18 protein-coding genes and 3 tRNA genes are annotated in these 24,845 nt (G+C 61.9%); 3 read left to right on the top strand and 18 right to left on the bottom strand.

All coding sequences use genetic code 11. The features are described from left to right. Positions 1–27 precede the first annotated feature (27 nt). The 15 genes from VIZ63_RS03760 to uvrB all read right to left on the bottom strand — a co-directional run bounded on the left by VIZ63_RS03760 (position 28) and on the right by uvrB (position 18,360). On the bottom strand, positions 28–2,001 hold the full coding sequence (locus tag VIZ63_RS03760; RefSeq protein ID WP_331608158.1) for a GGDEF domain-containing protein: 1,974 nt from the start codon (positions 1,999–2,001) through the stop codon (positions 28–30). Positions 2,002–2,222: 221 nt separating this feature from the next. Next, positions 2,223–2,299, bottom strand: a tRNA-Pro gene (locus VIZ63_RS03755). 421 nt (positions 2,300–2,720) lie between these two features. Further along, complete coding sequence (locus tag VIZ63_RS03750; RefSeq protein WP_331608157.1) at positions 2,721–4,991, bottom strand: ABC transporter permease; 2,271 nt, start codon at positions 4,989–4,991, stop codon at positions 2,721–2,723. Positions 4,992–5,019: 28 nt separating this feature from the next. Further along, the gene (locus tag VIZ63_RS03745; RefSeq protein WP_331608156.1) at positions 5,020–6,036 is read right to left on the bottom strand and encodes an HlyD family secretion protein; all 1,017 of its coding nucleotides are present in this window, start codon (positions 6,034–6,036) and stop codon (positions 5,020–5,022) included. Continuing rightward, complete coding sequence (locus VIZ63_RS03740; RefSeq protein WP_331608155.1) at positions 6,033–7,472, bottom strand: TolC family protein; 1,440 nt, start codon at positions 7,470–7,472, stop codon at positions 6,033–6,035. The genes VIZ63_RS03745 and VIZ63_RS03740 overlap by 4 nt, the downstream gene beginning before the upstream one ends. A gap of 1,118 nt (positions 7,473–8,590) precedes the next feature. Next, the gene (locus VIZ63_RS03735) at positions 8,591–8,947 is read right to left on the bottom strand and encodes a MerR family transcriptional regulator (protein ID WP_331608154.1); all 357 of its coding nucleotides are present in this window, start codon (positions 8,945–8,947) and stop codon (positions 8,591–8,593) included. Then, positions 8,928–9,230: an integration host factor subunit alpha gene (gene ihfA / locus VIZ63_RS03730; protein WP_331608196.1), complete on the bottom strand. Its 303-nt coding sequence runs from the start codon at positions 9,228–9,230 to the stop codon at positions 8,928–8,930. The genes VIZ63_RS03735 and ihfA overlap by 20 nt, the downstream gene beginning before the upstream one ends. Then, on the bottom strand, positions 9,231–11,615 hold the full coding sequence (gene pheT, locus VIZ63_RS03725; protein ID WP_331608153.1) for a phenylalanine--tRNA ligase subunit beta: 2,385 nt from the start codon (positions 11,613–11,615) through the stop codon (positions 9,231–9,233). 12 nt (positions 11,616–11,627) lie between these two features. Then, positions 11,628–12,656, bottom strand: coding sequence for a phenylalanine--tRNA ligase subunit alpha (gene pheS, locus VIZ63_RS03720; protein ID WP_331608152.1), 1,029 nt, complete (start codon positions 12,654–12,656; stop codon positions 11,628–11,630). 171 nt (positions 12,657–12,827) lie between these two features. After that, positions 12,828–13,196: a 50S ribosomal protein L20 gene (gene rplT, locus VIZ63_RS03715; protein WP_331608151.1), complete on the bottom strand. Its 369-nt coding sequence runs from the start codon at positions 13,194–13,196 to the stop codon at positions 12,828–12,830. A gap of 11 nt (positions 13,197–13,207) precedes the next feature. Then, on the bottom strand, positions 13,208–13,405 hold the full coding sequence (gene rpmI / locus VIZ63_RS03710) for a 50S ribosomal protein L35 (protein ID WP_331608150.1): 198 nt from the start codon (positions 13,403–13,405) through the stop codon (positions 13,208–13,210). A gap of 138 nt (positions 13,406–13,543) precedes the next feature. Continuing rightward, a complete protein-coding gene (infC, locus tag VIZ63_RS03705) occupies positions 13,544–14,068 on the bottom strand; it encodes a translation initiation factor IF-3 (RefSeq protein WP_331608195.1) in 525 nt (174 codons plus the stop codon). Between the two features lie 3 nt (positions 14,069–14,071). Then, positions 14,072–16,000 (bottom strand): threonine--tRNA ligase, encoded by a 1,929-nt coding sequence (thrS, locus tag VIZ63_RS03700; protein WP_331608149.1) that lies wholly within the window; start codon positions 15,998–16,000, stop codon positions 14,072–14,074. Positions 16,001–16,103: 103 nt separating this feature from the next. Beyond that, a tRNA-Val gene (locus tag VIZ63_RS03695) sits at positions 16,104–16,178 on the bottom strand. A 142-nt stretch (positions 16,179–16,320) separates the two neighbouring features. Continuing rightward, entirely contained in the window at positions 16,321–18,360 is a 2,040-nt protein-coding gene (uvrB, locus tag VIZ63_RS03690; RefSeq protein ID WP_331608148.1) for an excinuclease ABC subunit UvrB, read from the bottom strand. A gap of 142 nt (positions 18,361–18,502) precedes the next feature. Here uvrB and VIZ63_RS03685 point away from each other — a divergent pair, with 142 nt between their 5' ends. Continuing rightward, a complete protein-coding gene (locus VIZ63_RS03685) occupies positions 18,503–19,699 on the top strand; it encodes a pyridoxal phosphate-dependent aminotransferase (protein WP_349261112.1) in 1,197 nt (398 codons plus the stop codon). Positions 19,700–19,816: 117 nt separating this feature from the next. Here VIZ63_RS03685 and VIZ63_RS03680 read toward each other — a convergent pair. After that, positions 19,817–19,891: transfer RNA gene (locus VIZ63_RS03680), tRNA-Asn, on the bottom strand. Between the two features lie 427 nt (positions 19,892–20,318). Between VIZ63_RS03680 and VIZ63_RS03675 the strand changes: the two genes are divergently transcribed. Beyond that, complete coding sequence (locus tag VIZ63_RS03675; RefSeq protein ID WP_331608146.1) at positions 20,319–20,792, top strand: hypothetical protein; 474 nt, start codon at positions 20,319–20,321, stop codon at positions 20,790–20,792. Further along, a complete protein-coding gene (locus tag VIZ63_RS03670) occupies positions 20,792–22,621 on the top strand; it encodes a pseudouridine synthase (protein ID WP_331608145.1) in 1,830 nt (609 codons plus the stop codon). Before VIZ63_RS03675 ends, VIZ63_RS03670 begins: the two co-directional genes overlap by 1 nt. Here the strand turns inward: VIZ63_RS03670 and VIZ63_RS03665 are convergent. Both VIZ63_RS03665 and VIZ63_RS03660 read right to left on the bottom strand, forming a co-directional pair. Beyond that, entirely contained in the window at positions 22,588–22,974 is a 387-nt protein-coding gene (locus tag VIZ63_RS03665) for a YchJ family protein (RefSeq protein ID WP_331608144.1), read from the bottom strand. The two genes, VIZ63_RS03670 and VIZ63_RS03665, sit on opposite strands and share 34 nt — an antisense overlap. A gap of 46 nt (positions 22,975–23,020) precedes the next feature. Further along, positions 23,021–24,301, bottom strand: a complete 1,281-nt coding sequence (locus VIZ63_RS03660) for a sugar MFS transporter (protein ID WP_331608143.1) — start codon at positions 24,299–24,301, stop codon at positions 23,021–23,023. Positions 24,302–24,845 lie beyond the last annotated feature (544 nt).

The following is a 24,845-nucleotide window of genomic DNA, read 5'->3' as shown; positions in this document are numbered from 1 at the left end:
GCAATGCCTCGCGTGGATCCGCTGGTTTCAGGCAAAGCCCACCTGCGTGGCTGGAGTCTCGACGGGCGTAGTGGATTCCTTGCTATCCGCGCTTACGGGCGGCGGCTGCACCTTGAAACAGTTCCTGCCAGCGCGCTTCGCTTCGTAGAGAGCCGCATCGGCCCAATGCAGCATGTCCTGTGCGGAGGAATTTCCACTCGTCGCGGTCGTCACGCCAATACTGACCGTGATGCGCCGCTCCCCGAGCCAGCCGAGTGATTCGATGGCCATGACGCGGGTCCGGATGATCTCGGCGGTGTCGCAGGCGTCGTAGTGGGCCGTTGCCGGCAATACCGCGACGAACTCTTCACCGCCAAGACGTCCAACGAAGCCCGGCGCGGTGATGGCATCCCGTACAGCCGCTGCAACCACCTTCAATGCCGCATCGCCCTCCGGATGGCCGTGCTCGTCGTTGATGCTCTTGAAGTGATCGATGTCTATGATGAGCATGGAGCACGGCGCGCCGCCGTGGCGGAGCACCTCTTCCAGGTGACCAAGGACCGCGCGTCGATTCGGCACACCGGTGAGTTCGTCGGTCATGGCCAGCGATCGCATACGCAAGGACATCCGACGCTGGTGCAGCGCCAGTACCAGCAGCACCGCCGCCAGGACGACCACCAGCACGATGACCAGTGCCTGCAGGTTGCGGGCACGCTGCTGCTGAGCCAGCGCTTTCTCGTTGGCCTGGTTCTCGCGCAACAGCAGCGCGTTTTCCTTTTCCTTCGCGACGGTGTCGAACTCGATCTTGAGCGTCGCAAAACGCTGATCGATCTGGTTCAGATATCGCTGCTCCGACACCTCGGAGGCCTTGTCCAGATAGCCGAAGGCGGCGCGCCAGTTACCAATCTCCGAATAGGTCCTGGCCAATTCGGCGTAGGTCGTGCGCAACTCACTCAGCGATTCGGCTTGCCGGAATACCTGCAGTGCGTCCTCGAGTGCCGCCACGCTTTCCGGCAGACGCCGGAGCTGATGCAATGCGATACCGCGCGCCAGATTGATCTGCGCCTCCAGGCGCGCATCCGGCGTTTGCTTCTGCACTTCTTCGGCCCGCTGCAGGATTTCGAGAGCGGTCTTCGGATTCGAGAGCCCGTTCTCCACTGCCGCCAGGCCCCGCAGTGCGTAAGCCTCACCTCGCGTGTAATTCAGCTGGCGACTGAGCTCGAGCGAAGCCTGGAACGAGTCGCGCGCGCCCTGCCATTGATTGAGGTTTTCCTGTGCGCGACCCAGGTTGTGGAGCGTGACTGCTTCCTCACGCACCAGCCTGCCATCCCGTTGCACCTTGAGCGCCAGAGCATAGATGTGCCGCGCCTGCTCATAGTCGCCCATGCGGTTGTACATGATGGCGATACCGTTGAGTGCGGTCATGGCGTGCTGAGGCAGATGCAGATGCTCATAAAGGCCCTGCGCCTGTCGCAGATCCGCCAGAGCCGCGGCGTACCGGCCCTGCAGCCCCAGCAGATAGCCGCGCGAGAACAACGCGCCGGCCAGCATTTCCTGATCCTTGCTTTCCGTGGCCACCACGACGGCACGCTCGTAATGCTCGAGCGCCTTGTCGTTGCTGCCTGCGGTCTCGGCAATCTGTCCCTGACAGTCGGACATGCCGGCGCGCAGACCGGGACGTCTGGATTGGAACATCAGGCCGCCGATGAGCCGTATCTGTTCTTCGGCAGCGGCCGTATCCCGCTCCGACTGGTAATCACAGAGAATCAGCCGGGCGCGAATTTCGAGATCCGCATCCGGACGGCGTTTCAGAATCTCGAGGGCCTGTTCGACGTCGCGCCGACCGGCTTCGGGGTCGATCCGCATGGCAACGGATGCGCCATCGACGATGGCCTGAGCGGGATGAGGTGGTGCCTCAGCGGCGAGGCCAGGCGCGGCGAATACCATGCACAGCACAGTCCACAGCAGCCGATATGTCGGCGCTGCCCAGGAGGAAACCCGGTGAGCAACGGTATGGGACAAGGTGCGTTCGCTTCAGAAGCTGCAGATCGTGCGGCTTCCCTGCACCACAAGTCCGTAAGCCCCTGCAAATTTAGCCGATTGCCGCGGCGAACGTCTGTGTTCTTTGAGGGTCGCCGCGCGAGATTTTTTCAGGACCGCTGCGCTGGGGCAGGCGTTATCGCGAGCTTGTCATCCACGTTGTCTTTGCCAATCGAGGCAAAGGTGGAGTTCGACAGAAAGATTGGTCGGGACGAGAGGATTCGAACCTCCGACCCCTTGCACCCCATGCAAGTGCGCTACCAGGCTGCGCCACGTCCCGACACTGGACTCGATGCTACACACTGCTCGACTGCACGACAACTTGTGACATTAACCAACTGAATTGTCGCATTTTTCCCATCGGCGCCTCAGTGGTGACCTCAGCGCTGATCAGTCGTCGCTTCCTGACTCTCGTCAGGCCGCGCATGGTAGCAGCGGCGCGCGGCTGACGTCGAATTTGATCTGGGTGCTGGCGACCCTCGAGAGAACGCTCAGCACGCCCGGGCCAAGCCACAGTTGCGTCCTCCGGCCATTCCCGGGTCCGGATTTTTGCGGAGGACAGGCCGCGCGCGGGCATCGTTCATGGCGTCTTCCCTTCGCGCCGCGACCTGCTCCTCGGTGAGAGCGTTGGCGGATTCTCTCTTGAGAGTGCACCGTCCAGCGCGCACAGGCTAATCGCGTCTTGTCTCCCATCGACGCCATCAGGCCGTACGCGGATTGACTGAACGATCACCCTCTGCGGTCTGTTGCTTCCAGGCCCACGCTCCGTAGCACGCCGCGAGCAACGCGAGCACGAGCAGATGCGGGCGAACTTCAGCCATCGAGGCCCCCGCCGAGTTGAGCAGCACTGACGCCTGGATGGCGGCCGTCGACGGGGACAGCTTCGCCAGCGCGGCCAGCATGCCCGGCATCATGAACGTCGGCCACGCCGCGCCGCCGAGGAAGAACAGCGGCACCGAGGTGCCGACGATGATCTGCATGACTCGCTCGTGGCGATCGAACAGGTGCCCCAGCATCAAGCCGAGCGCGGAGACGGCGGCAGCGAACAAGGGTGCGAATAGAAACACCCCACCCGGATTACCCATGCGGGGGTAGTCCTGATACCAGAACACGAATCCAGAATAGAACAGGGTGGACAGCGTGCCGAGCGCGGTGAGTGCCGCCCACAATCCCAGGAACCCGCGCGTCCGCAAGCGCGCTGCATGGCTCTGCCGGCGAATCGCTGCAATCAGCGCCGAGCCGAGCAGCAATGTCTGTTGCAGAATGATCGCGCTCACGGCGGGAACGGCGTAACTGCCATAACCCTCCGAGGTGTTGTAGAGCGGCCGCTGAACCACGCGCGGCAAGCGCTCTTCCAGGCGCACAGCCGCGTCCAACGGCGCCAGGCTCTCGGCGCCCACGGCTGAAACCACTTGAGTAAACGCATTGCCGAGCGCGGAAGCGCGAACGAGATGCGCTCCGTCCAATTCGACGAAGATGCCGCGTGGCGCACCGGATGACAGACTTTGCTGAAAGCGCTCCGGGATCAGCAACACGCCGTCGATCTCACCATTGCGCAGCATCCTCTGCGCCTGCTTGGTATCGACGTTGACAACCCGGGCATCGATGGAAGGTGCCGCATCCAGATGGCGGACGACGTCGCGACTGAGCTGCGAGCGATCCAGATCGATCACAGCGAACGGCAGCTTCACCGCCTTCTGTCCCGCGTATGCGAGCGGGTAATAGAACGCATAAGCCACGACCGCCAACACCAGCACACTGGCGACCGGACGCACTCTGAATACTCCACTGAATGTCGCGACGACCGCGCCCGTGATGCTGGCGGCGGGCAACGGAAACTCGAGCATCTCCTCACGCGGAGCGCATTGCGATCGGCGACCAGTCAGGATCAGCGCCAGCCAGAAACAACCGGCAGCGCCGCCCAGCAAGATCGACAGATCCGCGAATGACGCCGATGCATCGGCGCCCATGACCATCGATGCGTTCTGGATTCGGAGGTAATGGGTGTAAGGCAGCACGCTGCTCCACACCTGGGCAAACATCGGCCCATGCGTCAGCGGTAAAGTGCCATTGGAATAAGCGATCGCCGCGCCGGCATAAATGGCCGTGGCCGAGAAGCTCATATCCAGCTCGCCAGTCACCGCGATCAGTAACATCGAGATCGCGGCAGTGATCACCATCAGCGCCAGAATCCCCGCCAGCAGGACGAGCGGACTGCCGGCGATGCCCCAGCCACACCAACCGCACAGCCAGGCTGTCCACGCCACGCCCCATGCGCTGAACACTCCAACATAAGGAAGCGCCTTGCCCAGCATCGCCGGCAGCAGACGTCCCTCCACGCGCTCGGCCCAGTCCGAGAGCGAGCCCCCCCGCAGCTCACGGCCGAAGCCCATAACCATCGCGCATGCCATCAACAGATGCAGCACACCCGGTGCGATCAATCCGCCAAGGAACAACTCGAAACTCTTCTGCGGATTGCCGACCACCGAGACTTGCACTGCCGGCGGGCTCACGTGGATGCCCGGCAGGCCCATGCTTCGCAAGCGGGTCTGTGCCGCCGCCTCGATGCTTGCGGTAATCGCCGAGGCTTGGGCGGCAGCGGCGAGAGCGCCAGCTGTCAGGAACGCACCGTTGTAATAAACGATGGCCGCTTCGGGCTTGCGCAGCGCGCCTGCCTGCATCCCATTCGGCAGAAAAGCCAGGCTGTAGACTGAACCGGAGCGCACCAGAGGCCATGCGTCGTCCAGACTCATGGGCTGGGCGACGATGCGAATTTCCGGCGCCGCTTGCATCTTTCGGATTGCAAGGCGACTGACGCTGGAGCGGTCGAGATCGACGACCGCGACTGGTATCTCGCGCATGAGTCCGCGCGCAAGCATCGCGCCTACAACCGTCAGCAGGATCATCGGCAAGACAAACAAAAGAAACCTGTCCCAGCGGCTGCGCGCGATGTAGCCGCACTCCTCTCTCATCGCACGCTGCAGCACGACCCAAGGCGGGCTACCTGGACTCATCGGCGAACGGCCAGTCGAACAGCACGCTCATGCCCGGGCGCAAATCATCGATGCGTGGCTCGGGCTCGGCTTTGATCTCAAAGCTCCTGACATCGTAGCCGCGTGACTGACGGCTCGATCGCCAAGTGGCGAAATCGCCTTGCGGACTGATGTGAGTCACTCGAAAGCGCTGTCGGGTCAGACCCAGTGCCGGCACGGAACCCCTCAGCACCGCGCCCTGCCGAATACCCTGGAACTGGTCCTCGCGCAGCGAGAGCAAAGCCCAGGCGTGATCTATGTCAATCACCGTGAATACCGGCACACCGATCAGCACCAGTTCGCCGGGATTCGCGAAGCGCTCGGCCACTTCGCCGCTGACCGGTGAAACCAACCTGATTTCGTCTTTGAACGATTGAGCGGCAGAGACGCCGGCACGGGCGATCTCGACCTGTGCGTCAGCCACGGTCTTGTCCTCCTCACGGAAGCCCGCGGTCAATTTCACATACTGCTGTCGTGCAGCCTCGGCTTGAGCAGCAGTAGCCGCGCGCGCGGCCACTGCCTCGTCACGTCGCTGGGTGGAAATCACACCTTCTTTATACAAATTCTCCGCGCGACGCGCGGTCTGCGAAGCTAGCGTCGCGGCGGCTTCGGCGCTACGCCAGATGGCCTGCGTGGATCGCACATCTTCCGCTCGGGCTCCGTCACGAGAGATCTGGCGCAGCGCTTCAGCCCCAAGCAGCACCGCGTTTGCCTGCTGATCGCGCGCCTCGACCTCCGGACTCGCAAGGATGGCGAGCAATTGTCCTTTCTGCACGCGCTGCCCTTCCGTGGCTCGCAGCTCCAGTAAGCGCGCGGGTGCTTTGGTAGCGACGGTGAATGTATCCGCATCGACCATGCCCTGGATCTGACCCGGCGCGGGCCGCACGGCGAGGTAGATACCAAACATCACGAACAGTACGACCGCGGCGGCCAGCATCCACAGCCAGCGGCGATGACCAGACTTATCGGTGATGGCGGATGTCACGGCGTAATCGTCCGATCGGCGTGACTCAGATATCCATTGAACTCTTCCAATTGCCCGCTGGCGGCCAGCAGCGCGGCCAGTGACAAAACATACTCGTAAGCCGCCGCCGCTCGCTGCAATCGTGCGGATCCAAACAGAGTCCTCGCATCGATGAGGTTGGACACCGGCGCTTCACCCTCGCGGAAAGCCAACTCTTGAACGCGCAGGTTCTCCTGGGCCGCGGCCAGGCTCGAATCCAGAGACAGGAATTGCCGGCGCGACAGCTCGGTCAGGTTATAAGTGCGGATCACCAGCTGGCTCACGGTGTCGCGCACCTGCTGCTTGGAAGATTCGGCCGCGCTCCTGCGCGCCCTCGCCACATTCAACGTTCGGTTGCGATCGAGCGAGGACAACAGGTCGTAGTGAAGGCCGACGCCCACGGCCCAGTCCGGTTCGATGGGCAACGCATGGTCGCGATTGAGGTTGTAAACGCCGAACGCAAAGATAGTCGGCCAGAAGCGCGACCGCGCGAGATCGACTCCGGCCTCGGCTAGCGCCTCCATCGATTCGGCCTGCGCCACGAGCGGACTTTCCGTTACGCCGCGTTCGATGAAAGCGTCCAACGAGGGCAGCGGCTTCGAATCCACGAACAGCGGCGTCATCGTCTGGACGGCCGGATACGACAGCGCGGTGGCGAGCGCGCGACGGGCGGAATCATTTTCCAGTTCGGCGCGATCGAGTTGGCGTTGAGATGCATCCCGCGCCACCTGAACCTGGAGCCTCTGCGCGGCGCTCAGGAATCCCTCGCGCTCCATCGCACTGGCATTTGCCAGGTGGCGGTCGAAGCTGTCGCGCGACTCCAGCGCCACGCGCAATGCTTCGTAACTCAGCACCTGCCCGAAGTAGAGACGCACCAGATTGATCCGATCCGCGTCCATCGCATCGGCACGCCGCGCGTCAGCTAAACCAACGCCAGCCTCGGCGGCGCCGCGTGCGGCCGGAATGGCTCCTCCGGTGTACAAAGGCAGGACGACGCTCACCACTGGCCGGAATGTGGTATCGGCGGTCCGCAAGCGCACGCTGCTGGGCAGTGCAGCAAAAAATTCCGGCAGCGCTGCCCGCAATCTGGCTTCCACATCGGCAAGCACGTCGCTGGGCAGGTCCTCGACAATTCCTGGCAGCAGTTGATCGGCCACCGACTCGGCCTCGCGCAACGCTCCCGCCAGCGAGATATCGAAAGTTTTCTGATAGCGCAGCAACTGTGCATCCAGCGCCACTGTCGGGCGATTCAGTGTCGCCGATGCCGCCGCCTGCTCGCGCGCCGCCAACAGTTCCGCACCGGTCACCGCGCCTACTGCCGACATTTCAGCGTTGCGTGACTGGGCCGCTTCGAAGGTCAGTGCGACCGCATCCTTGGATTCACCCGCGGGCGACGCGGCCAGCACCAGCGAAGGCAAGCACGCGATGCAAGTGACGGCACATCGCAGCCTCGAATCGGAGGGCCGACTATCACTCTGCTGATTTCCCCTCATGCCGGCGTCCCACTCCGAAGCGATCCGCAATCCGCGAACAGCAAACAAACACCGACCGGCAAAGATGAATATCGTGAATGCACGATCTGACATATGAGATTGCGCTCTGATATAAGCGAGCGCTCGACAACTCCAGGGATCGGCCTTGAGCCGCCGGGCAGTCTGGATAGTCGTGCGTTTGGCCGCCGTTGTTTCGTCCACTGGCTCGGCGGAGCAGCCGGGCGGCGAGCTTGCGGAACTCAGGCGTCAGGTCCAGCAGTTCCAACAGGAAGTAGCGGAGCTGCGCGCGGCTTTGCGTAGCGCCAACATCACTTCTACATCTGGCGCGAGAGACGATTCCCGACCGCCTCGGCAGTCAATGCATCACTGCTGCCGCCCGGATCTCAGCTGCCCGAGCGCGTCACGGTTGATGATGAATCCATTGGCGTCGCACGTCTGGTCACCGCTTCGCCGCCGAGCGATCCGAATCTGCGCGGCTTCATTCCGATTCCCGGCACCGGGACCACGCCAAAACCTGGCGGCTTCGCCAAGGTCAGTGACGACGAGAACGCGCTGGCCGATCGCCGGAGCACGCACCATTCAGGCAGGACGGTGCACGTGCTCGACGGAAACATGAACAGTGCGCGGCATCGCCGTACGATCATGGTTCGGCAGCGTGATGGATATCATCAATAGGGTGATGCTGGTCTCGATCGTGCTGACAGGCACAGTCCTGATTCGCAAGCGCGAGCAAGGCACCATCGAGCACTTGCTCGTGATGCCGGTCACGCCAATGCGACTCTGGGGCGCAACTATTCTGTGCACTCACCCAATAACCTGGGCACAAGAGCACGCGTGCCGCTTGCGACTCGATGGAAGAGAACGGGCTGACACTGCGTTAGTCGCAGACTGAAAACGTATTATTTTCTATTCGTGGTCTTGTCGAAGGAGCGCCTTGCACCCCATGCAAGTGCGCTACCAGGCTGCGCCACGTCCCGACCGGAAGGCGGCGGAGATATTCGAAGATGCGGGCGAGCTACAGGCCTTGAGCATCCCGCGGCGCCTCAGCGACGCAGAATCCTCAGTATTTCTTCCAGTTCCGTCCGCAGTTGCCGCACGATCTGCTGTGCCTGCGACACGTCGTCGCGGGCCTCCTCGCCCTGCAAGCGATTGCGTGCGCCACCGATGGTGAAGCCCTGCTCGTAGAGAAGGCTGCGGATCTGGCGAATCACCAGGACATCCTGACGCTGATAGTAACGGCGATTGCCGCGGCGCTTGACCGGCTTGAGCTGCGGAAATTCCTGCTCCCAGTAACGCAGCACGTGCGGCTTGACGCCACACAGCTCGCTCACCTCACCGATGGTGAAGTAGCGTTTACCGGGGATCGTAGGAAGTTCGCTGTTATTCCCTGCTTCCAGCATAGGCTTCGACTCGTGCCTTCAATTTCTGTCCCGGACGGAATGTCACCACACGACGGGCGCTGATGGGAATCTCCTCGCCTGTCTTGGGATTGCGACCGGGTCGCTGATTCTTGTCGCGAAGATCGAAATTGCCGAAACCGGACAGCTTTACCTGTTCCCCATTCGACAACGATGCGCGCAACTCCTCGAAGAACAGGTCGACGAGTTCACGGGCCTCACGCTTGTTGAGCCCCAACTGATCGAATAGCGCTTCCGCGATCTCAGCCTTCGTGAGAGCCATGATTTATTTATCTCGTATCGTGGCGTTGAGCTGGCGACCCAGATGGTCCACCACCTGCGCCACGATCGTATCGGCGTCGTGGTCAGTCAGGGTGCGGGAAGTATCCTGCAATTGCAGACCTAAGGCTATGCTTTTCTTGCCTTTCTCGAACTGTTTGCCGCGATAAACCGAGAGGATTGTCAAGTCGGTCAACAGCGCACCGGCGCTCTTGCGGATCGCTGTTTCGATGGCGGCGACCTCGGTCGCTTCATCGACGATCACTGCGACATCGCGGCGGATGGCTGGGTATCTGGAAATCTCGCGGAACTCAGGCACGCGCGCTGCGAGAGCCGGTGCTGCCTCGAGTTCGAAGACATACGCTGGATATGTCAAATCCAGCGCCTTCATGTGCTGCGGGTGGAGCGCGCCTATCCAACCGACTGGCTGGTCGTTGCAATAGATGCGCGCGGACTGTCCCGGATGCAGTGCGGAATGCCCTGCGGCCACGAATCGAAACTCCTCTGCCCGACCCGACAGCGCGAGCAAGGCTTCGACATCCGCCTTCACATCGAAGAAGTCGATCCTGGTCGCATCGGCACCCCACTGCTCCGCGAGCGTGCTGCCCGACGCGAGACCGGCAATCATCTCTGTCTCCGCACCAGTGCCTGGCGCGAAGCGGCGTCCGATCTCGAAAAGACGGATGCGCGATTGCTGGCGACGCTGGTTCTCGCGCGCAGCGTGAATGAGCCCGGGCCACAGCGACACGCGCATCACACCAAGCTCCGCGGAAATCGGATTCGACAGCGCCAGTGCGGTATCGGGAAACAGGATCGACTGCCATGCGGCGTCGGTGAATGTGTAGCTGATCGCCTCGTTGTAGCCGCGATCCACCAGCAGGTCGGCTGCCCGTTCGTTACGCACCCGGCTTTCGGTCCACGGCTGGATCGCCTGATCGCCCGTGGCATCCTGCTCCGGGATGTTGTCGAAGCCGTAGAGCCGCGCGACTTCTTCGATCAGGTCTTCTTCGATGTGGATGTCGAAGCGCCACGATGGCGGCGTCACGAGCCATGACGCCCGGAGGTCATCACCGGGAGCCGCCTCGATCTCCATGTCCAGGCGGCGCAGGCAATCCAGCGTGGCCTCATCGGACACCTGCACGCCGAGAACGTGCCGGACGCGTCGGTGGCGCAGGGAAATGGGCTTGCGCGCCGCGCTGAACCCGTCGTGACGCGTAACGACCGTCGGACCTGCCTGGCCGCCCGCACATTTGAGCAGCAGTTGAGTGGCACGCTCGATGGCGCGCTCCTGCAGTTCGGGATCGACGCCGCGCTCGAAGCGCTGGGAAGCATCGGTGATCAGGCCGTAGCGACGACCGCGACCGGCGACCGCGTCCGGCTGAAAGAAAGCCACTTCGAGCAGGACATCCTGCGTAGCGTCACCGATACCCGAGTCTTCGCCCCCCATCACGCCGGCCATGCCGAGCGCCACTTTGTCATCGGCAATGATCGCGATGTCCGGCGTGAGTTCGATGGTGCGGCCATCGAGCAACTTCAACGTCTCGCCTGCCCGCGCGTAGCGCACGACAATGGCGCCGCTGAGCCGGCCCAGATCGTAGGCATGCATGGGCTGACCGAGTTCGAGCATCACGTAGTTCGTGACATCGACCACTGCGCTGATGGGACGCAGGCCGGCCCGACGCAGTCGTTCCTGCATCCACGCCGGCGATTTCGCACCGATGTTGATGCCGCGGATCACGCGGCTGACGAACTTGGGACAGGCATCCGTCGCTTCCAGCCGCACGGGAAACGTGTCGGCGCTGGCAGCGGCGACCGGCGACATCGCCGGGCTATTCAAGGAGACCGCACGCGCAGCAGCGACTTCACGGGCCACGCCCGCAACGCTCATGCAATCGCCGCGATTCGGCGTCAGGTTCACTTCGAGAATCGTATCGTCGAGATGCAAGGCGGCGACGAGATCCTGCCCCGTGGTCAGTTCGGACGGCAGATCCATCAGCCCGTTGCTCTCCTCGCTCAACGCGAGTTCGCGGGCAGAACACAGCATGCCGCTCGACTCGACACCGCGCAGCTTCGCCTTCTTGATCTCCATGCCGCCCGGCAGTTTCGCGCCGATCAGCGCGAGTGGCGCCTTCATGCCGACGCGAACGTTCGGCGCACCGCAGACGATCTGCAGTTCCTCGCGGCCGCTGGATACGCGGCAGACATTGAGCTTCTCGGCGTCGGGATGTTTTTCGACTGCGAGTACTTCGCCAACGACGATGCCCGATAGCACCGGGCCTGCGCGGTGGATGCCTTCGATCTCGAGACCGGCCATCGTGAGCGAATGCGCCAGCGTCGGCACATCAGCGCCGGTGTCGACCCAGTCACGGAGCCATTGCAGACTGATCTTCATGAGGTCGGATCCTCAGGCGAACTGCTTGAGGAAGCGCAGATCGTTTTCGAAATACAGACGGATATCGTTGACGTTGTAGCGAAGCATCGTCAGGCGATCGATACCCATGCCGAATGCATAGCCGGTGTAACGCTCGGGGTCGACATTCACTGCACGCAGGACGTTCGGATGCACGATGCCGCAACCCGCAACTTCGACCCAGCCGGTGTTCTTGCAGACACGACAGCCAGCGCCGCCGCAGGAGACGCAGGAGATATCCACTTCGGCCGATGGCTCGGTGAACGGAAAGTACGAGGGACGCAGACGCATCTTCACGTCCTTCTCGAACAGCTCCTTCATGAACCCATGCAGCACCGCCTTGAGATTCGCAAAGGTGATGCCCTCGTCGACAACCAGCCCTTCGACCTGGTGAAACATCGGCGTGTGCGTCATGTCCGAATCGTTGCGGTACACGCGTCCCGGCGCGATCACGCGGAACGGCGGCTGCCGATCCTTCATCGCACGAATCTGCACCGGAGAAGTGTGCGTGCGCAGCAATCGGCCGTCAGGAAAGTAAAAGGTGTCATGCATTGCCCGCGCCGGATGATTGGCCGGGATGTTCAATGCTTCGAAGTTGTGCCACTCGTCCTCGATTTCCGGGCCGTCTTCGATGGTGAAGCCGGCATTGCGGAAGATCTGTTCGATGCGGCGACGCACGCGGGTGACGGGGTGCAGCCCACCGCCCGTCTGGCCTCGCCCGGGGAGCGTTACATCGATGGAATCGGCGGCGAGCTGGTCAGCGAGCTTCTGCGCTTCGAGCGCATTGCGGCGCTCATCGAGCGCGGCAGCTAGTGAATTTTTCGCTTCGTTGATCTTTGCGCCCGCACTTTTGCGGATCTCGGCCGGCATCGCGCCGAGCGCCTTGAGCTGCTCGGTGATCTCGCCCTTCTTGCCCAGCAGGCGGACGCGGATGGCTTCGAGGTTTTCAATAGAGTTACAGCCAGCGATCTCTGCCCGCGCAGTGTCGACCAGTGCTTGCAGATCTTGTTGCGGTTCAGTCATGCACGCTGTTGCCGACGCAGGTGGATCGGCTCTTCTGTGGACCCGGCAGTCCCATTGGATTCCCATTGGTCATCCCGTGGGGTTCCCTCAGCCGGACGAATCGAGGGTGTGCGACGTCGTCGAACTATAAACAGGAAGACTCGGGCCTTACGGCCCGAGTCTTCCTGTCTCTCAGGCTGCTTCTGCGCCCAGGCTGTCCTTCGCCTTCTGCGCCAGTACACTGAATGCAGCAGCATCGTGCATCGCGATGTCCGCGAGAACGCGGCGATCGATGGCGATACCGGCCTTCGTCAGGCCTGCAATCAGCTTGCTGTAAGACAGGCCGTTAACGCGCGCTTCAGCATTGATACGCGTGATCCACAGCGAACGGAAGTTACGCTTGTTCGTCTTGCGATCGCGATACGCATACTGGCCGGCCTTGATGACCGCCTGTTTCGCTACGCGATAGACCTTGCGACGGGCGTTGTAGTAACCCTTCGCCTTCTTGAGAACTTTCTTGTGACGGGCGCCAGCGACGACGCCTCTTTTAACACGTGCCATGGTCTATCTCCTTACTTCGCGTGAGGCAGCAGTGCATCGAGACGACCGAGGTCCTGCTTCGAGACCATGCTTGGTGCGCGAAGCTGACGCTTACGCTTGCTCGTCTTGCTGGTAAGGATGTGCCGACGATGGGACTGGGCACGCTTGAATCCGTTGGCAGTGGCGCGAAAACGCTTCGCCGCTGCCCGGTTGGTCTTCAACTTGGGCATTGCAGTAACTCCGCTTGTTTAGCCTTGGAAGAACGCCGTCCGCTTACGCGAACTGCGCCTCTTGAGGCGGGACAACGAGGGCCGGCGTCAACCGGTTTACCCGTTGCTCACTTGTTGTCTTCGAACCGAGAAGCGTCCTTACTTCTTTTTCGGTCCGAACATCATGACCATCTGCCGCCCTTCCATCATCGGGTTCTGCTCGATCTGGGCGTGTGCCGCCAGATCTTTCGAAACCCGAGCGAGGAGTTCGCGACCGACTTCCTGATGCGCCATTTCACGACCGCGAAACCGCAGCGTGACCTTGGCTTTATCACCCTCCTCCAGAAAGCGCAGCAGGTTACGTAGCTTCACCTGATAGTCGCCTTCCTCGGTCCCTGGGCGGAATTTCACTTCCTTGATCTGAATCTGCTTCTGCTTACGCTTCGCTGCGTGCGCCTTCTTGTTCTGTTCGAACAGGAATTTGCCGAAATCCATGATCCGACAGACCGGCGGATCGGCTGTGGGCGATACCTCCACGAGATCCAGTTCTGCGGCCTGCGCCATGGCGAGGGCCTCGAACCGCGTCATCACGCCGGCTTGTGCGCCTTCAGCGTCGATGATTCGCAATTTCGGCGAAGTGATCTCTTCATTGCGCCTTACGCGCTTAGCAATGGGAGCAGCGATGCGTCATACCTCCAAACTGGTCCGGCCACGGCTCGCGATTTCTGCGGCAAATTTCTCAGCGATGACGTCCACTGACATCGCTCCGAGATCTTTACCGCTGCGGGTGCGCACGGCCAGAGAATTAGAACCTGCCTCGCGATCCCCTGCTACCAATAGGTATGGGACGCGTTGCAGCGTGTGCTCGCGGATCTTAAAGCCGACCTTTTCATTGCGCAAGTCCGTGATGACTCGAACCCCCTGATTTCTCAGGCTTTCAGCGACTCTGTTCACGTAGTCGTTCTGGCTGTCCGTAATGTTCATGATCACGGCCTGTACCGGGGAGAGCCAAAGCGGCAGTTTCCCAGCGAAATGCTCAAGCAGAATGCCGGTAAAACGCTCAAGGGAGCCGAACAAGGCCCGGTGCAGCATGACCGGGACATGCCGCTGCCCGTCCTCGCCAATGTAGGTGGCCCCCAGGCGGCCGGGCATATTCAGGTCGACCTGTAGCGTGCCGCATTGCCAGTCGCGGCCGATGGCATCGCGCAGGACGAATTCGAGCTTGGGTCCATAGAAGGCGCCTTCGCCCGGATTCAACGTGAATTCCAGATTCAGCTGCGTCAGCGCGGCCTTCAGCGCCGCTTCCGACTGATCCCACACCTCATCCGAACCGACGCGTTTCGCCGGACGATCGGAGAACTTGACGCGGACGTCTTCGAACCCGAACTCGGCATACAGGCCCAGGATCAGCCTGGTCTGGCTGACGGCTTCGTCCAGCAGCTGCTCCATGGTGCAGAAGGCATGGCCATCGTCCTGGGTGAACGCGCGCACGCGCATCAGGCCGTGCAGCGCGCCCGACGGTTCGTAGCGATGCACCTTGCCGAATTCGCAGAAGCGCACCGGCAGATCGCGGTAGCTCTTCAGACCCTGGTTGAAGATCTGCACGTGGCCCGGGCAATTCATGGGCTTCAGGCAGTACTTGCGCTCCTCGGGGACCTTCACGAAGAACATGTTCTCGCCAAAGGTCTCGAGATGGCCGGAGCGCTCCCAGAGCTTCTGGTCGACGACTTCCGGCGCGCTGACTTCCTGCCAGCCCGCCGCCGACTGGTACTGGCGCATGTATGAGATCAGGGACTGGAACAGCGACCAGCCCTTGGGATGCCAGAACACCGCGCCTGGCGCTTCTTCCTGGAAATGGAACAGGTCCAGTTCCTTACCGATCTTGCGGTGGTCGCGCTTCTCGGCTTCTTCAAGCCGGGTGAGGTACGCCTTGAGCGCCTTCTCGTCGGTCCATGCGGTGCCATAGATGCGCTGAAGCATTTCGTTGCGTGAGTCGCCGCGCCAGTACGCGCCGGCCAGCTTGGTCAGCTTGAATGCGCGCAGGAAGCGGGTGTTCGGCACGTGCGGACCGCGGCACATGTCGACGTATTCTTCGTGGTGATACAGGCCCAGCGCTTTCTCGTTGGGCATGTCCTCGATCAGGCGTAGCTTGTAGTCCTCGCCACGATCTTTGAATACCTTGATGACCTCATCCCGCGGCGTCATCTTCTTGATGACGTCGTAGTCCTTGACGATCAGCTCGCGCATGCGCGCTTCGATCGCTTCCAGATCCGTCGGGGTGAAAGGTCGCTCGTACGCGATGTCGTAGAAGAAGCCGTCATCGATGACCGGCCCGATCACCATCTTCGCCGTCGGGTAAAGCTGCTTGAGGGCGTGGCCCAGCAAGTGCGCGAAGGAATGGCGGATGATCTCCAGACCTTCCTGGTCCTTCGGCGTGATGATCTGGACCCTGGCGTCCTTCTCGATCGGATCGCAGGCGTCGACGAGCGTGCCATCCACTTTCCCGGCAACAGCGACCTTGGCCAGTCCCGGGCCGATGTCGGCTGCGATCTGGGCAACGGTTATCGCCCCCGGATAGGTCCGTTGGCTGCCGTCGGGGAGCGTAATGACAGGCATACAGGTCTACTTAGGGGCTCGGTCGAGAAAAAAAAGCGACGCCGGGCGTCGCTCGTGTTCATCGCTGCATTTTCTTTGTGTCAAAGAAAACGAGCCGGAAAAATGGTGCTCGGTATAGGGATCGAACCTATGACCCCACCCATGTCAAGGGTGTGCTCTACCGCTGAGCTAACCGAGCAAGAAAAATGGTGCGCAAGAATAGCGATGCATCGCGAGAGAGGCAAGGCAAAGAATGCGGTGCAAGCGATTGATTCCTACACGCCGGCGTGATCCCGAGGCCACATGGACGACGCCAGTCGGATAAACACTCCGGGAATGTCTTAACCGGTCTTCAATTCCGGAGGCAGACCCAGCTCCACATTGCGCAGCTTGTGGATTTCATCCCGCAAGCGCGCCGCTTGCTCGAACTCCAGATTGCGCGCGTGCTTGAGCATCTCCTGCTCCAGCTTCTTGATGCGCTTGAGCGCCTGCTCGGGAGTCAGCAACCGATAATCGCTGCCCGCCTCCGCCACTTTTACGGCACTGCGGAATTCCGGAGCGACATGGGCACCTTCCATGATGTCGGCCACCGCCTTTTGAATGCCGCGCGGCGTGATGCCGTGAGTCTTGTTGAATTCGATCTGTACCACGCGACGCCGATTCGTTTCCTCGATCGCTCGCTGGATCGAGCCGGTCATCCTGTCGGCATACAGGATCGCGCGACCGTGCAGATGCCGGGCCGCGCGGCCGATGGTCTGGATCAACGAATTCTCGGAACGCAGGAATCCCTCCTTGTCCGCATCGAGGATCGCGACGAGCGACACCTCCGGGATATCCAGCCCCTCACGCAACAGATTGATACCGACCAGCACATCGAACTTGCCGAGGCGCAGGTCGCGGATGATTTCCATGCGCTCGACGGTATCGATATCCGAATGGAGGTAACGCACCTTGACCTTGTGCTCTTCGAGGTACTCGGTGAGGTCTTCGGACATGCGCTTGGTGAGCGTCGTGATGAGCACCCGCTCGTTGTTGCTGGCCGCGATCCTGATCTCGGACAGCACATCGTCGACCTGGGTGCGCACGGGACGAATGGTCACTTCCGGATCGATGAGACCGGTGGGACGCACCAGCTGCTCGACGATCTGCCCGGACTGCTGTGACTCGTACTTGCCTGGCGTCGCCGAAACGAAAATCAACTGCGGCGCCTGCTTCTCCCACTCATCGAATCGCAGCGGACGATTGTCGAGCGCCGACGGTAAACGGAACCCGTATTCGACCAGGGTTTCCTTGCGCGACCGGTCACCCTTGTACATCGCCCCCAGCTGCGGAATCGTCTGGTGGCTTTCATCGACGACGAGCAGCGCATTGCCCGGCAGGTAGTCGAACAGGCACGGCGGCGGTTCGCCCGGCGCGCGACCCGACAGGAACCGCGAATAATTTTCGATACCGTTGCAGTAACCCATCTCGCGGATCATTTCGAGATCGAAGCGGGTGCGCTGTTCGAGCCGCTGCGCTTCAACGAGCTTGCCGCTGTCCTTGAGCAGCAGCAGGCGATCGTGCAGCTCATCGCGGATCTGATCCACCGCACGGATCAGCCGTTCCTTCGGCGTCACGTAGTGCGACGAGGGAAACACGGTGAAGCGCGGCAGTTTGCGCAGCAGTTCGCCCGTCAGCGGATCGAACATCGCCAGTGATTCGATCTCGTCGTCGAACAGTTCGAGGCGTAACGCTTCGCGCTCGGACTCTGCCGGGAAAATATCGATCACATCGCCGCGCACCCGGTAAGTGCCTTGAGTCAGCTCGAGTTCATTGCGCTTGTACTGCATGTCCGCAAGCCGGCGCAGGATCTTGCGTTGATCCATGCGCTCGCCCTGCACCAGATGCAGCACCATTTCCAGATAAGACGACGGATCACCCAGGCCGTAGATGGCCGAGACCGTCGCCACGATGATGGCGTCGGGTCGCTCCAGCAGTGCTTTCGTCGCCGACAGGCGCATCTGTTCGATGTGTTCGTTGACCGACGAATCCTTCTCGATGTACGTGTCCGACGACGGCACGTAAGCTTCGGGCTGGTAATAGTCGTAATACGACACGAAGTACTCGACCGCGTTATTCGGGAAGAACTCCTTGAACTCACCGTAGAGCTGCGCCGCCAGCGTCTTGTTGTGCGCGAGCACGAGTGCCGGGCGCTGTATCTGCTGGATGACGTTGGCGATCGTGAACGTCTTGCCTGATCCCGTCACACCCAGCAACGTCTGATGAGTGAGACCGGACTGCAGCCCGTCGACCAGTTTCGCTATGGCCTGCGGCTGATGACCTGCGGGCTTGTAGCCGTCGGCAAGCTGGAATCCCGCTTCTTTGGTCAGTGGTTCGGTCATGGGCAGGACATGAGGGCGGCAATGAATCACACAAGCTTGTCAGTGAATCCTGCCAGCGGCTGTCAGGGAAGAATTCGGTGCCGTTCGGCGACAGCGAGGGACTAGAATGTCCGGCGAATTCCTTGGCTTCCGTGGTGCTCAAGTGAGTCTAGCAGTTTCAAAACGCGTGCAACGCGTCAAGCCCTCCCCCACTGTCGCGCTCACCGGACGCGTGGCGCAGCTCAAGGCCGAGGGGAAGGACATCATCAGTCTCGGCGCCGGCGAGCCGGACTTCGATACGCCGATTCACATCGCGGATGCCGGCATCGAAGCGATCCGCAAAGGGTTCACGCGCTACACACCCGTCGAAGGCAATGCGGATCTGAAGGACGCGATCATCGCGAAATTCCGGCGCGAGAACGACCTCGACTACAAGCGCAGCCAGATCCTCGTTTCGACCGGCGCGAAGCAGACGATCTTCAACCTGATCCTCGCGCTGATCGACAGCGGCGACGAAGTCGTCATTCCCGCGCCCTACTGGGTGTCATATCCCGATATGGTCATGCTCGCGGACGGCATTCCAGTCATGCCCTATGCCGGACCCGACCAGGGTTACAAGATCACGCCGGCGCAGCTCGAGGCCGCGATCAGTCCAAAGACACGGTTGTTCATATTGAACAGCCCCAACAATCCGACCGGCGCGGCCTACTCAGCCACAGAGCTGCATGCGCTCGGGGCCGTGCTGCGACGCCACCCCCAGGTCGTGATCTGTACCGACGACATGTACGAACACATCTACTGGGGCGCCGAAGGCTTCTCGACCCTGGCGCAGGTCTGCCCGGATCTTTATGACCGCACGGTGACGACCAATGGCGTGTCGAAGGCCTACGCGATGACCGGCTGGCGTATCGGTTACTGCGGCGGACCGGCGGAAATCGTCACCGCCATGGCCACCATCCAGGGACAAAGCACCTCCAATGCCTCCTCGATCGCGCAGAAAGCGGCTGTGGTGGCGTTGAACGGCGATCAATCCGATGTGCGCGCAATGAATCTGCACTTCAAACAGCGCCACGACTTCGTCGTCGATGGCCTGAACAAACTGACGGGTGTTTCTTGCCTGTATGGCGCGGGCACGTTCTACGCGTTCGCGAACATCGAGAAGGCCATGCCGATCGTGGGTGCGCGGGACGACAGCGCATTCGCGGAATATCTGCTGAATCACGCGGGAGTCGCGGTCGTGCCAGGCAGCGGCTTCGGGGCTCCCGGTCACATGCGACTTTCCTACGCATGCAGCCTGCAAACGCTCGAAGAGGCCCTGCGCCGCATCGACAAGGCGCTGCGGTCTGCTCAAGCGGCGTAGCGTCCGGGAATGCCTGAGTCATTCGCCGTGAAGACGGTGAAAGGCTCAGGCGCTCGATCAACAGAGGAACGACCCATTGCCTCTGGCGAGGCGCGCATGAGCGCAAGTCGTTGAATTTGGCTCCCCGGGACGGGTTCGAACCGCCGACCAACGGATTAACAGTCCGTCGCTCTACCACTGAGCTACCGGGGAACACGGGAGGCAAATCGAAGGCGCGAGATTCTGCGCAAGCACCCTCAAGGTGTCAAGGTAACGCCGCTTCGATATCAAAGCTTCGGCATGGGCGCCTGCTCTTTCGCCGGTGCCGCTTGCCCGGACCTTCATGCGCCCCCGCGTGAATATACGCATGCAACTGCCGGATCTGCTCGTCGGGAAGCATTTCGAAGCTAGCCAACCGCGTTCCATCGACAAGCCTCGAGAACCCTACGGAATGCATCGAGGCTGACCTCGCGCGCGGATTTGCGCAGATCGGCACCCGACGTGCCGGTCCGACATCGAGGCACGCCGCGTTGGAATATTCCCGCTGCGCTTGTTCGATTCGTTTACATCCGCGTGCCGGCCACCATCGCGGTGCCGAACATGCCGAACGAGGTCGGCATTGCGCTGCGGATGCGCGATCATGCAGCCCGCCACGGCCATCGTCCGTGGCTACTTCCTTGGCCAACAGAGTCTTTCACCAGCGTTACCTGTGATGCGCGGCATCAGCATAAAAGCCATCGTTCTCGCCACCCTCGCGGTCTTCGGCATCGACATCGTCAGCGGCATCTTGGTGACTGTGATGTTCAGCCCTTCCCTGTGGTCGTTGCCGGAGGATCAGCTGCAACTCGCCATTGATGTGCTGAATGCGAACCCCAGCTATCTCGCGTCGACATTGTTTCTCGGCACTGCCTCGACGGTGATCGGCGGTTACCTCACGGCGCGCATGGCCAACCAGGTGCCGTACTTCAATGCGGCGGGCTTCGGCCTGGTCGGGTTGCTGCTCGGCGTGCCACTGACAGGCGACCTGCCGTTCTGGTTTCGGGCACTGGGGCTCGGGCTCACCCTTCCCGCCGCACTGCTCGGCGCATACCTCAGCAAGCGGCAAGGCCGGTGATGCATCCGTTCCTCGCGGTCACGGCGCACAAGTACATCGCTCTGTCCGATCTCAAGGATCGGCGCGCCACGCTGTTGCCGGCATGCAGACGGTGGCACCTGAAAGGCTCGATCCTGCTGAGTCCCGAAGGCATCAGCCTCTCGGTTGCAGGCGACGCGGATGCTGTTCAGTGGCTGATCGATGAACTGCATCGCTGGCCGGGTCTCGAGGACCTCCGACCAAGGGTTGCGGGCATCGAACGACACTCGTTCGGACGAATGATGGTCCGGGTGAAACGCGAGATTGCGGCTCTCGGCGTGGACGGCGTCGATCCGGCGCAAGCGCCTGTGCCGGGAATTTCGCCGCAGGAGCTGCGCCAATGGCTCGACGACGGCAAGCCGGTGACCTTGCTAGACGTGCGCAACGACTACGAGAGCGCACAAGGCAGTTTCAGGAACGCCGTTCGGAGCGGGATCGGGCACTTCCACGAATTCCCGCAGCAGTTCCCGACCCTGGAGCTACACTACGAGCCCGTGATCGTGTTCTGCACGACTGGCCTGCGCAGCGAGAAAGCGGCGGCCTTCCTGCGACAGCAGGGAATGACCGGTGTGCGGTCGCTCGACGGCGGAGTGCTCAGCTATGTCGAACACTGCGGCGACGTTCATTTCGAGGGCGAGTGTTTCCTGTTCGAGCAGCGCGGCGGCATTGATCCCGGGGCGCGGCAGACCCAATGGACTGAGTGTCCCAAATGCCGGCATCCGCTGACGCTCGAGGATCACCACCGCGACGACCTCAGAGCGGACGTGTCGTGTCCCTACTGTCACGAGATCGGCACAGACGAAATGGCCGCCCGCATCGCCCTGCGCCATGCACAGATCGACCCCCTCATTCATCCGTTGCCTGGCAGCGTCCCGCAGGATCTGTTGCGACCCCTCACGATCACCGCTGCCTGCGACGGCATGACATTGATCGAAGCACTGTGCCGCATAGTCACGCATGTCCCGGAGCTCTTCTGGCAGGAACGCTGCAAGCAGGGATTGCTGCTCGATGCCGCTGGCAATGCCATTGCCGCCTCGGCCGTCGTCCGCGCGGGTGAACGTTACTTTCATCGGTTTCCCGCCGTGATCGAGCCGGACGTCAACATGCGCATCGAGCTGATCCACGAGGACGAAGCGCTGCTGGTGCTGAACAAGCCGGCGCCGCTTCCCATGCATGCGGGCGGACGGTTCCAGCGCAACACGGTCAAGTACATCCTCGATGCGCTCTATCACCCAGAGACGCCGCGACCTGCTCACCGGCTCGATGCCAATACGACGGGCGCGCTGGTGGTTGCCCGCACTCAGTACTTCGCCGGCAAGATCCAGTCGCAGTTCGCGCGGGGCGAAGTGGAGAAGACCTACCTGACCCACGTTCATGGTCATCCGGCCGAGGACGACTTCCATTGCGCAGCGCCGATCAGCGCAGACGCCGGGCATGCGGGCTCTCGCGTCATCGATGCTGTGGCGGGACTGTCGGCGCGCACTGAATTCCGCGTGCTACGCCGACTCGACGATGGCACCGCGTTGCTGGAGGCGCGGCCGCTGACGGGACGCACCAACCAGATCCGCGTGCATCTGTGGCACCTGGGATTTCCGATCTGTGGCGATCCCGTCTATCTGCGCGGCGACGTGTTGGGCGACAGCCAGACCTTGCCTGTCGATGCGCCGCCGTTGTGCCTGCACGCCTGGCGCGTGCGCTTCAGACATCCGTTGTTACGCAAGATGAGTGAGTTCACGGCGCCGCCACCGCTGTGGTTCAGGGCCATCGACACGGAATCTCACGACGGGCCCGGCGGCGCTCCATCGAGATAGAACCAGGCGCCCTGCTCGCGCACGAAGCGGCTGCGCTCGTGAAGACGTCCGGCCGAGCCGCCGCCGACGCGATAGCGCGCGATGAATTCGACTTCGCCACGGTCTGCGTCAATGGGCGGTGCGCTGACGATCTTCAATCCCAGCCATTTCAACCCGGGCTCGAAGCTCACGGACGAAGGCCGGGTATCGACATGCCAGGTTCGCAGCAGGTAAGGCTCATCGAGCAGGACGAAGGCTGCATAGCGCGAACGCATCAGCGCCTCGGGCGTCGGCGCAGGTGCGCCGGCGTGCCAGCGCCCGCAACACGCGTCGAGTGCCAGCGTCGAGCCGCACGGACAAAGAATGATGGTCATGAGATCGATCGGCGCGAACGGCTTCCTTGCCGTTCGCACCCGGGTGCTACGCGGCAGGCTTCAGATCCGCCTTGTGTCCCTTCAACCCGTAGTAGGCGATATAGATATAACAAACCGTGGGAATGATGAAGGAGTACAGCAGGTTGATGTCGGCGAAGTAGCCCTGTATCACCGGCACGATGGCGCCACCCACGATTGCTACGCACAGAACGCCGGACGCGGCGCCCGTGTGCTTGCCGAGGCCCTCGATCGCCAGCGTGAAGATCGTCGGGAACATGATTGAGTTGAACAGGCCGATCGCCAGCAATGCCCACATCGCGGTCTTGCCGGCGAACAGCATGACGACGATCAGCAGCCCCACCGCCACGAACGCATTGAACGCCAGCACCTTGCCAGGACGTATGCGCGTCATGACCCAGGCGCCGATGAAACGGCCGACCATCGCGCCGCCCCAGTAGTACGACAGGTGCTTGCCGGCATCGATCTCCGTCAGTCCACCGATCGTCGACTGGCTCAGGAAGTTCACGGCGAAGCTGCCGATGGACACTTCGGCGCCGACATAGACGAAGATTGCGACCGCACCCAGCACCAGGTGCCGATACGCCCAGACGCTGTCATGGTGCTGATACACCGACTGCGCACCGGCAGGCTGATCCTGAGCCTCGACCTGCGGCAGGCGCACCACAGCGATCAGCACGGCGATCACGAACAGCGCCAGCGCCAGCAAAATGTAGGGGCCCTGCACCGACGCCGCCTCCGCAGCACGCACGGTCGCCTCGTCGCCGTCCGGCCTCGCAGCCGACAGGATGAGCACGGAACCGAGGAAGGGTCCGATGGTCGTGCCGAGTGAGTTGAAGGCCTGGGTGAGCGTCAGACGGCTGGACGCGGTGCGCGCCGGCCCGAGAATCGCGACATACGGATTTGCCGCGACCTGCAGCAGCGTGATACCGGACGCAAGCACGAACAATGCGCCGAGGAAAAAAGGATAGGAACGCATTCCCGCGGCGGGATAGAACAACAGGCAGCCGATGCCCGCCGTGACCAGTCCGATGATGATGCCGCGCTTGTAGCCGGAGCGTTCCACCAGAAATCCCGACGGCAGGGACATCACGGCATAGGCGCCGAAGAAACAGAACTGGATCAGCATCACCTTCACATAGCTGAGCGAGAAGGCGGCCTTGAGATGCGGAATCAGAATGTCGTTCAGCGAGGTGATGAGGCCCCACATGAAGAACAACGAGGTCAGGACGATCAGCGCGGAGAAGTAGTGAGTTTCTTTGGTACTGGTGTTGGTTGCGGATGTTGTTGTCGTTGACTGGTAAGCCATGATCGGTCTCTTTTAGTTGAGTGCCGACGCACTCGTGCGGCCATCCCCCACGTCCGCGCCGGTCGGCAGGGCCGTCCAGCGCGGCGACATCTTAGCCGAACCCACCGGTTGACAGCGCAAGCATTCTCCCGGCAGACGGTCACGCAGCGCTAAGTTCGGAGGTGGCGAAGCGTTCAATGACCATTGCGACCGCGCCGGGCTTCGGACTCGAGTGGCGCATCCCTGTGGGCGTCGCACGTCGCGCATCACCGGCGTGGAGAATGCAATCTGAGCACCGCGCTGCGTCAGCGGCACCGACTACATCCATTGCCATGCGGAGTCCATCGACAACTGCGGCAGTCCCAGCCATTTCGCCGCGGCACCAAAGACGATACCCGCAAAGCCGAGCTTCGGCAGATCGCTCAGCCGGCTCAAAACGCCGAGTTGCAGACTGCTGATGGTGTCGTTGATGCGGTAGGTTTCGTCCCGACGAATTGACCGTAGAGAAACTCCAGCGCCGGAGCCAGGATGATGAACGATACGGCGACGTCGAGGTGGTTCATTT

It is taken from the genome of Povalibacter sp. (assembly GCF_036520495.1).
Classification (GTDB): Bacteria; Pseudomonadota; Gammaproteobacteria; order Steroidobacterales; family Steroidobacteraceae; genus Steroidobacter.
Note: the sequence above shows the minus strand (reverse complement) of the source record. Positions and strands in the feature narration are given on the sequence as shown.

Bases quoted from the DNA above. Each gene is read 5' to 3' on its own strand.
- VIZ63_RS03660 (WP_331608143.1), bottom strand. From the start codon at position 24,301: ATGGCTTACCAGTCAACGACAACAACATCCGCAACCAACACCAGTACC.
- thrS (WP_331608149.1), bottom strand. From the start codon at position 16,000: ATGCCTGTCATTACGCTCCCCGACGGCAGCCAACGGACCTATCCGGGG.
- VIZ63_RS03735 (WP_331608154.1), bottom strand. From the start codon at position 8,947: ATGCTGGAAGCAGGGAATAACAGCGAACTTCCTACGATCCCCGGTAAA.
- pheT (WP_331608153.1), bottom strand. From the start codon at position 11,615: ATGAAGATCAGTCTGCAATGGCTCCGTGACTGGGTCGACACCGGCGCT.
- rpmI (WP_331608150.1), bottom strand. From the start codon at position 13,405: ATGCCCAAGTTGAAGACCAACCGGGCAGCGGCGAAGCGTTTTCGCGCC.
- VIZ63_RS03665 (WP_331608144.1), bottom strand. From the start codon at position 22,974: ATGACCATCATTCTTTGTCCGTGCGGCTCGACGCTGGCACTCGACGCG.
- VIZ63_RS03750 (WP_331608157.1), bottom strand. From the start codon at position 4,991: ATGAGAGAGGAGTGCGGCTACATCGCGCGCAGCCGCTGGGACAGGTTT.
- uvrB (WP_331608148.1), bottom strand. From the start codon at position 18,360: ATGACCGAACCACTGACCAAAGAAGCGGGATTCCAGCTTGCCGACGGC.
- VIZ63_RS03675 (WP_331608146.1), top strand. From the start codon at position 20,319: ATGCAGCCCGCCACGGCCATCGTCCGTGGCTACTTCCTTGGCCAACAG.
- VIZ63_RS03670 (WP_331608145.1), top strand. From the start codon at position 20,792: ATGCATCCGTTCCTCGCGGTCACGGCGCACAAGTACATCGCTCTGTCC.
- rplT (WP_331608151.1), bottom strand. From the start codon at position 13,196: ATGGCACGTGTTAAAAGAGGCGTCGTCGCTGGCGCCCGTCACAAGAAA.
- pheS (WP_331608152.1), bottom strand. From the start codon at position 12,656: ATGACTGAACCGCAACAAGATCTGCAAGCACTGGTCGACACTGCGCGG.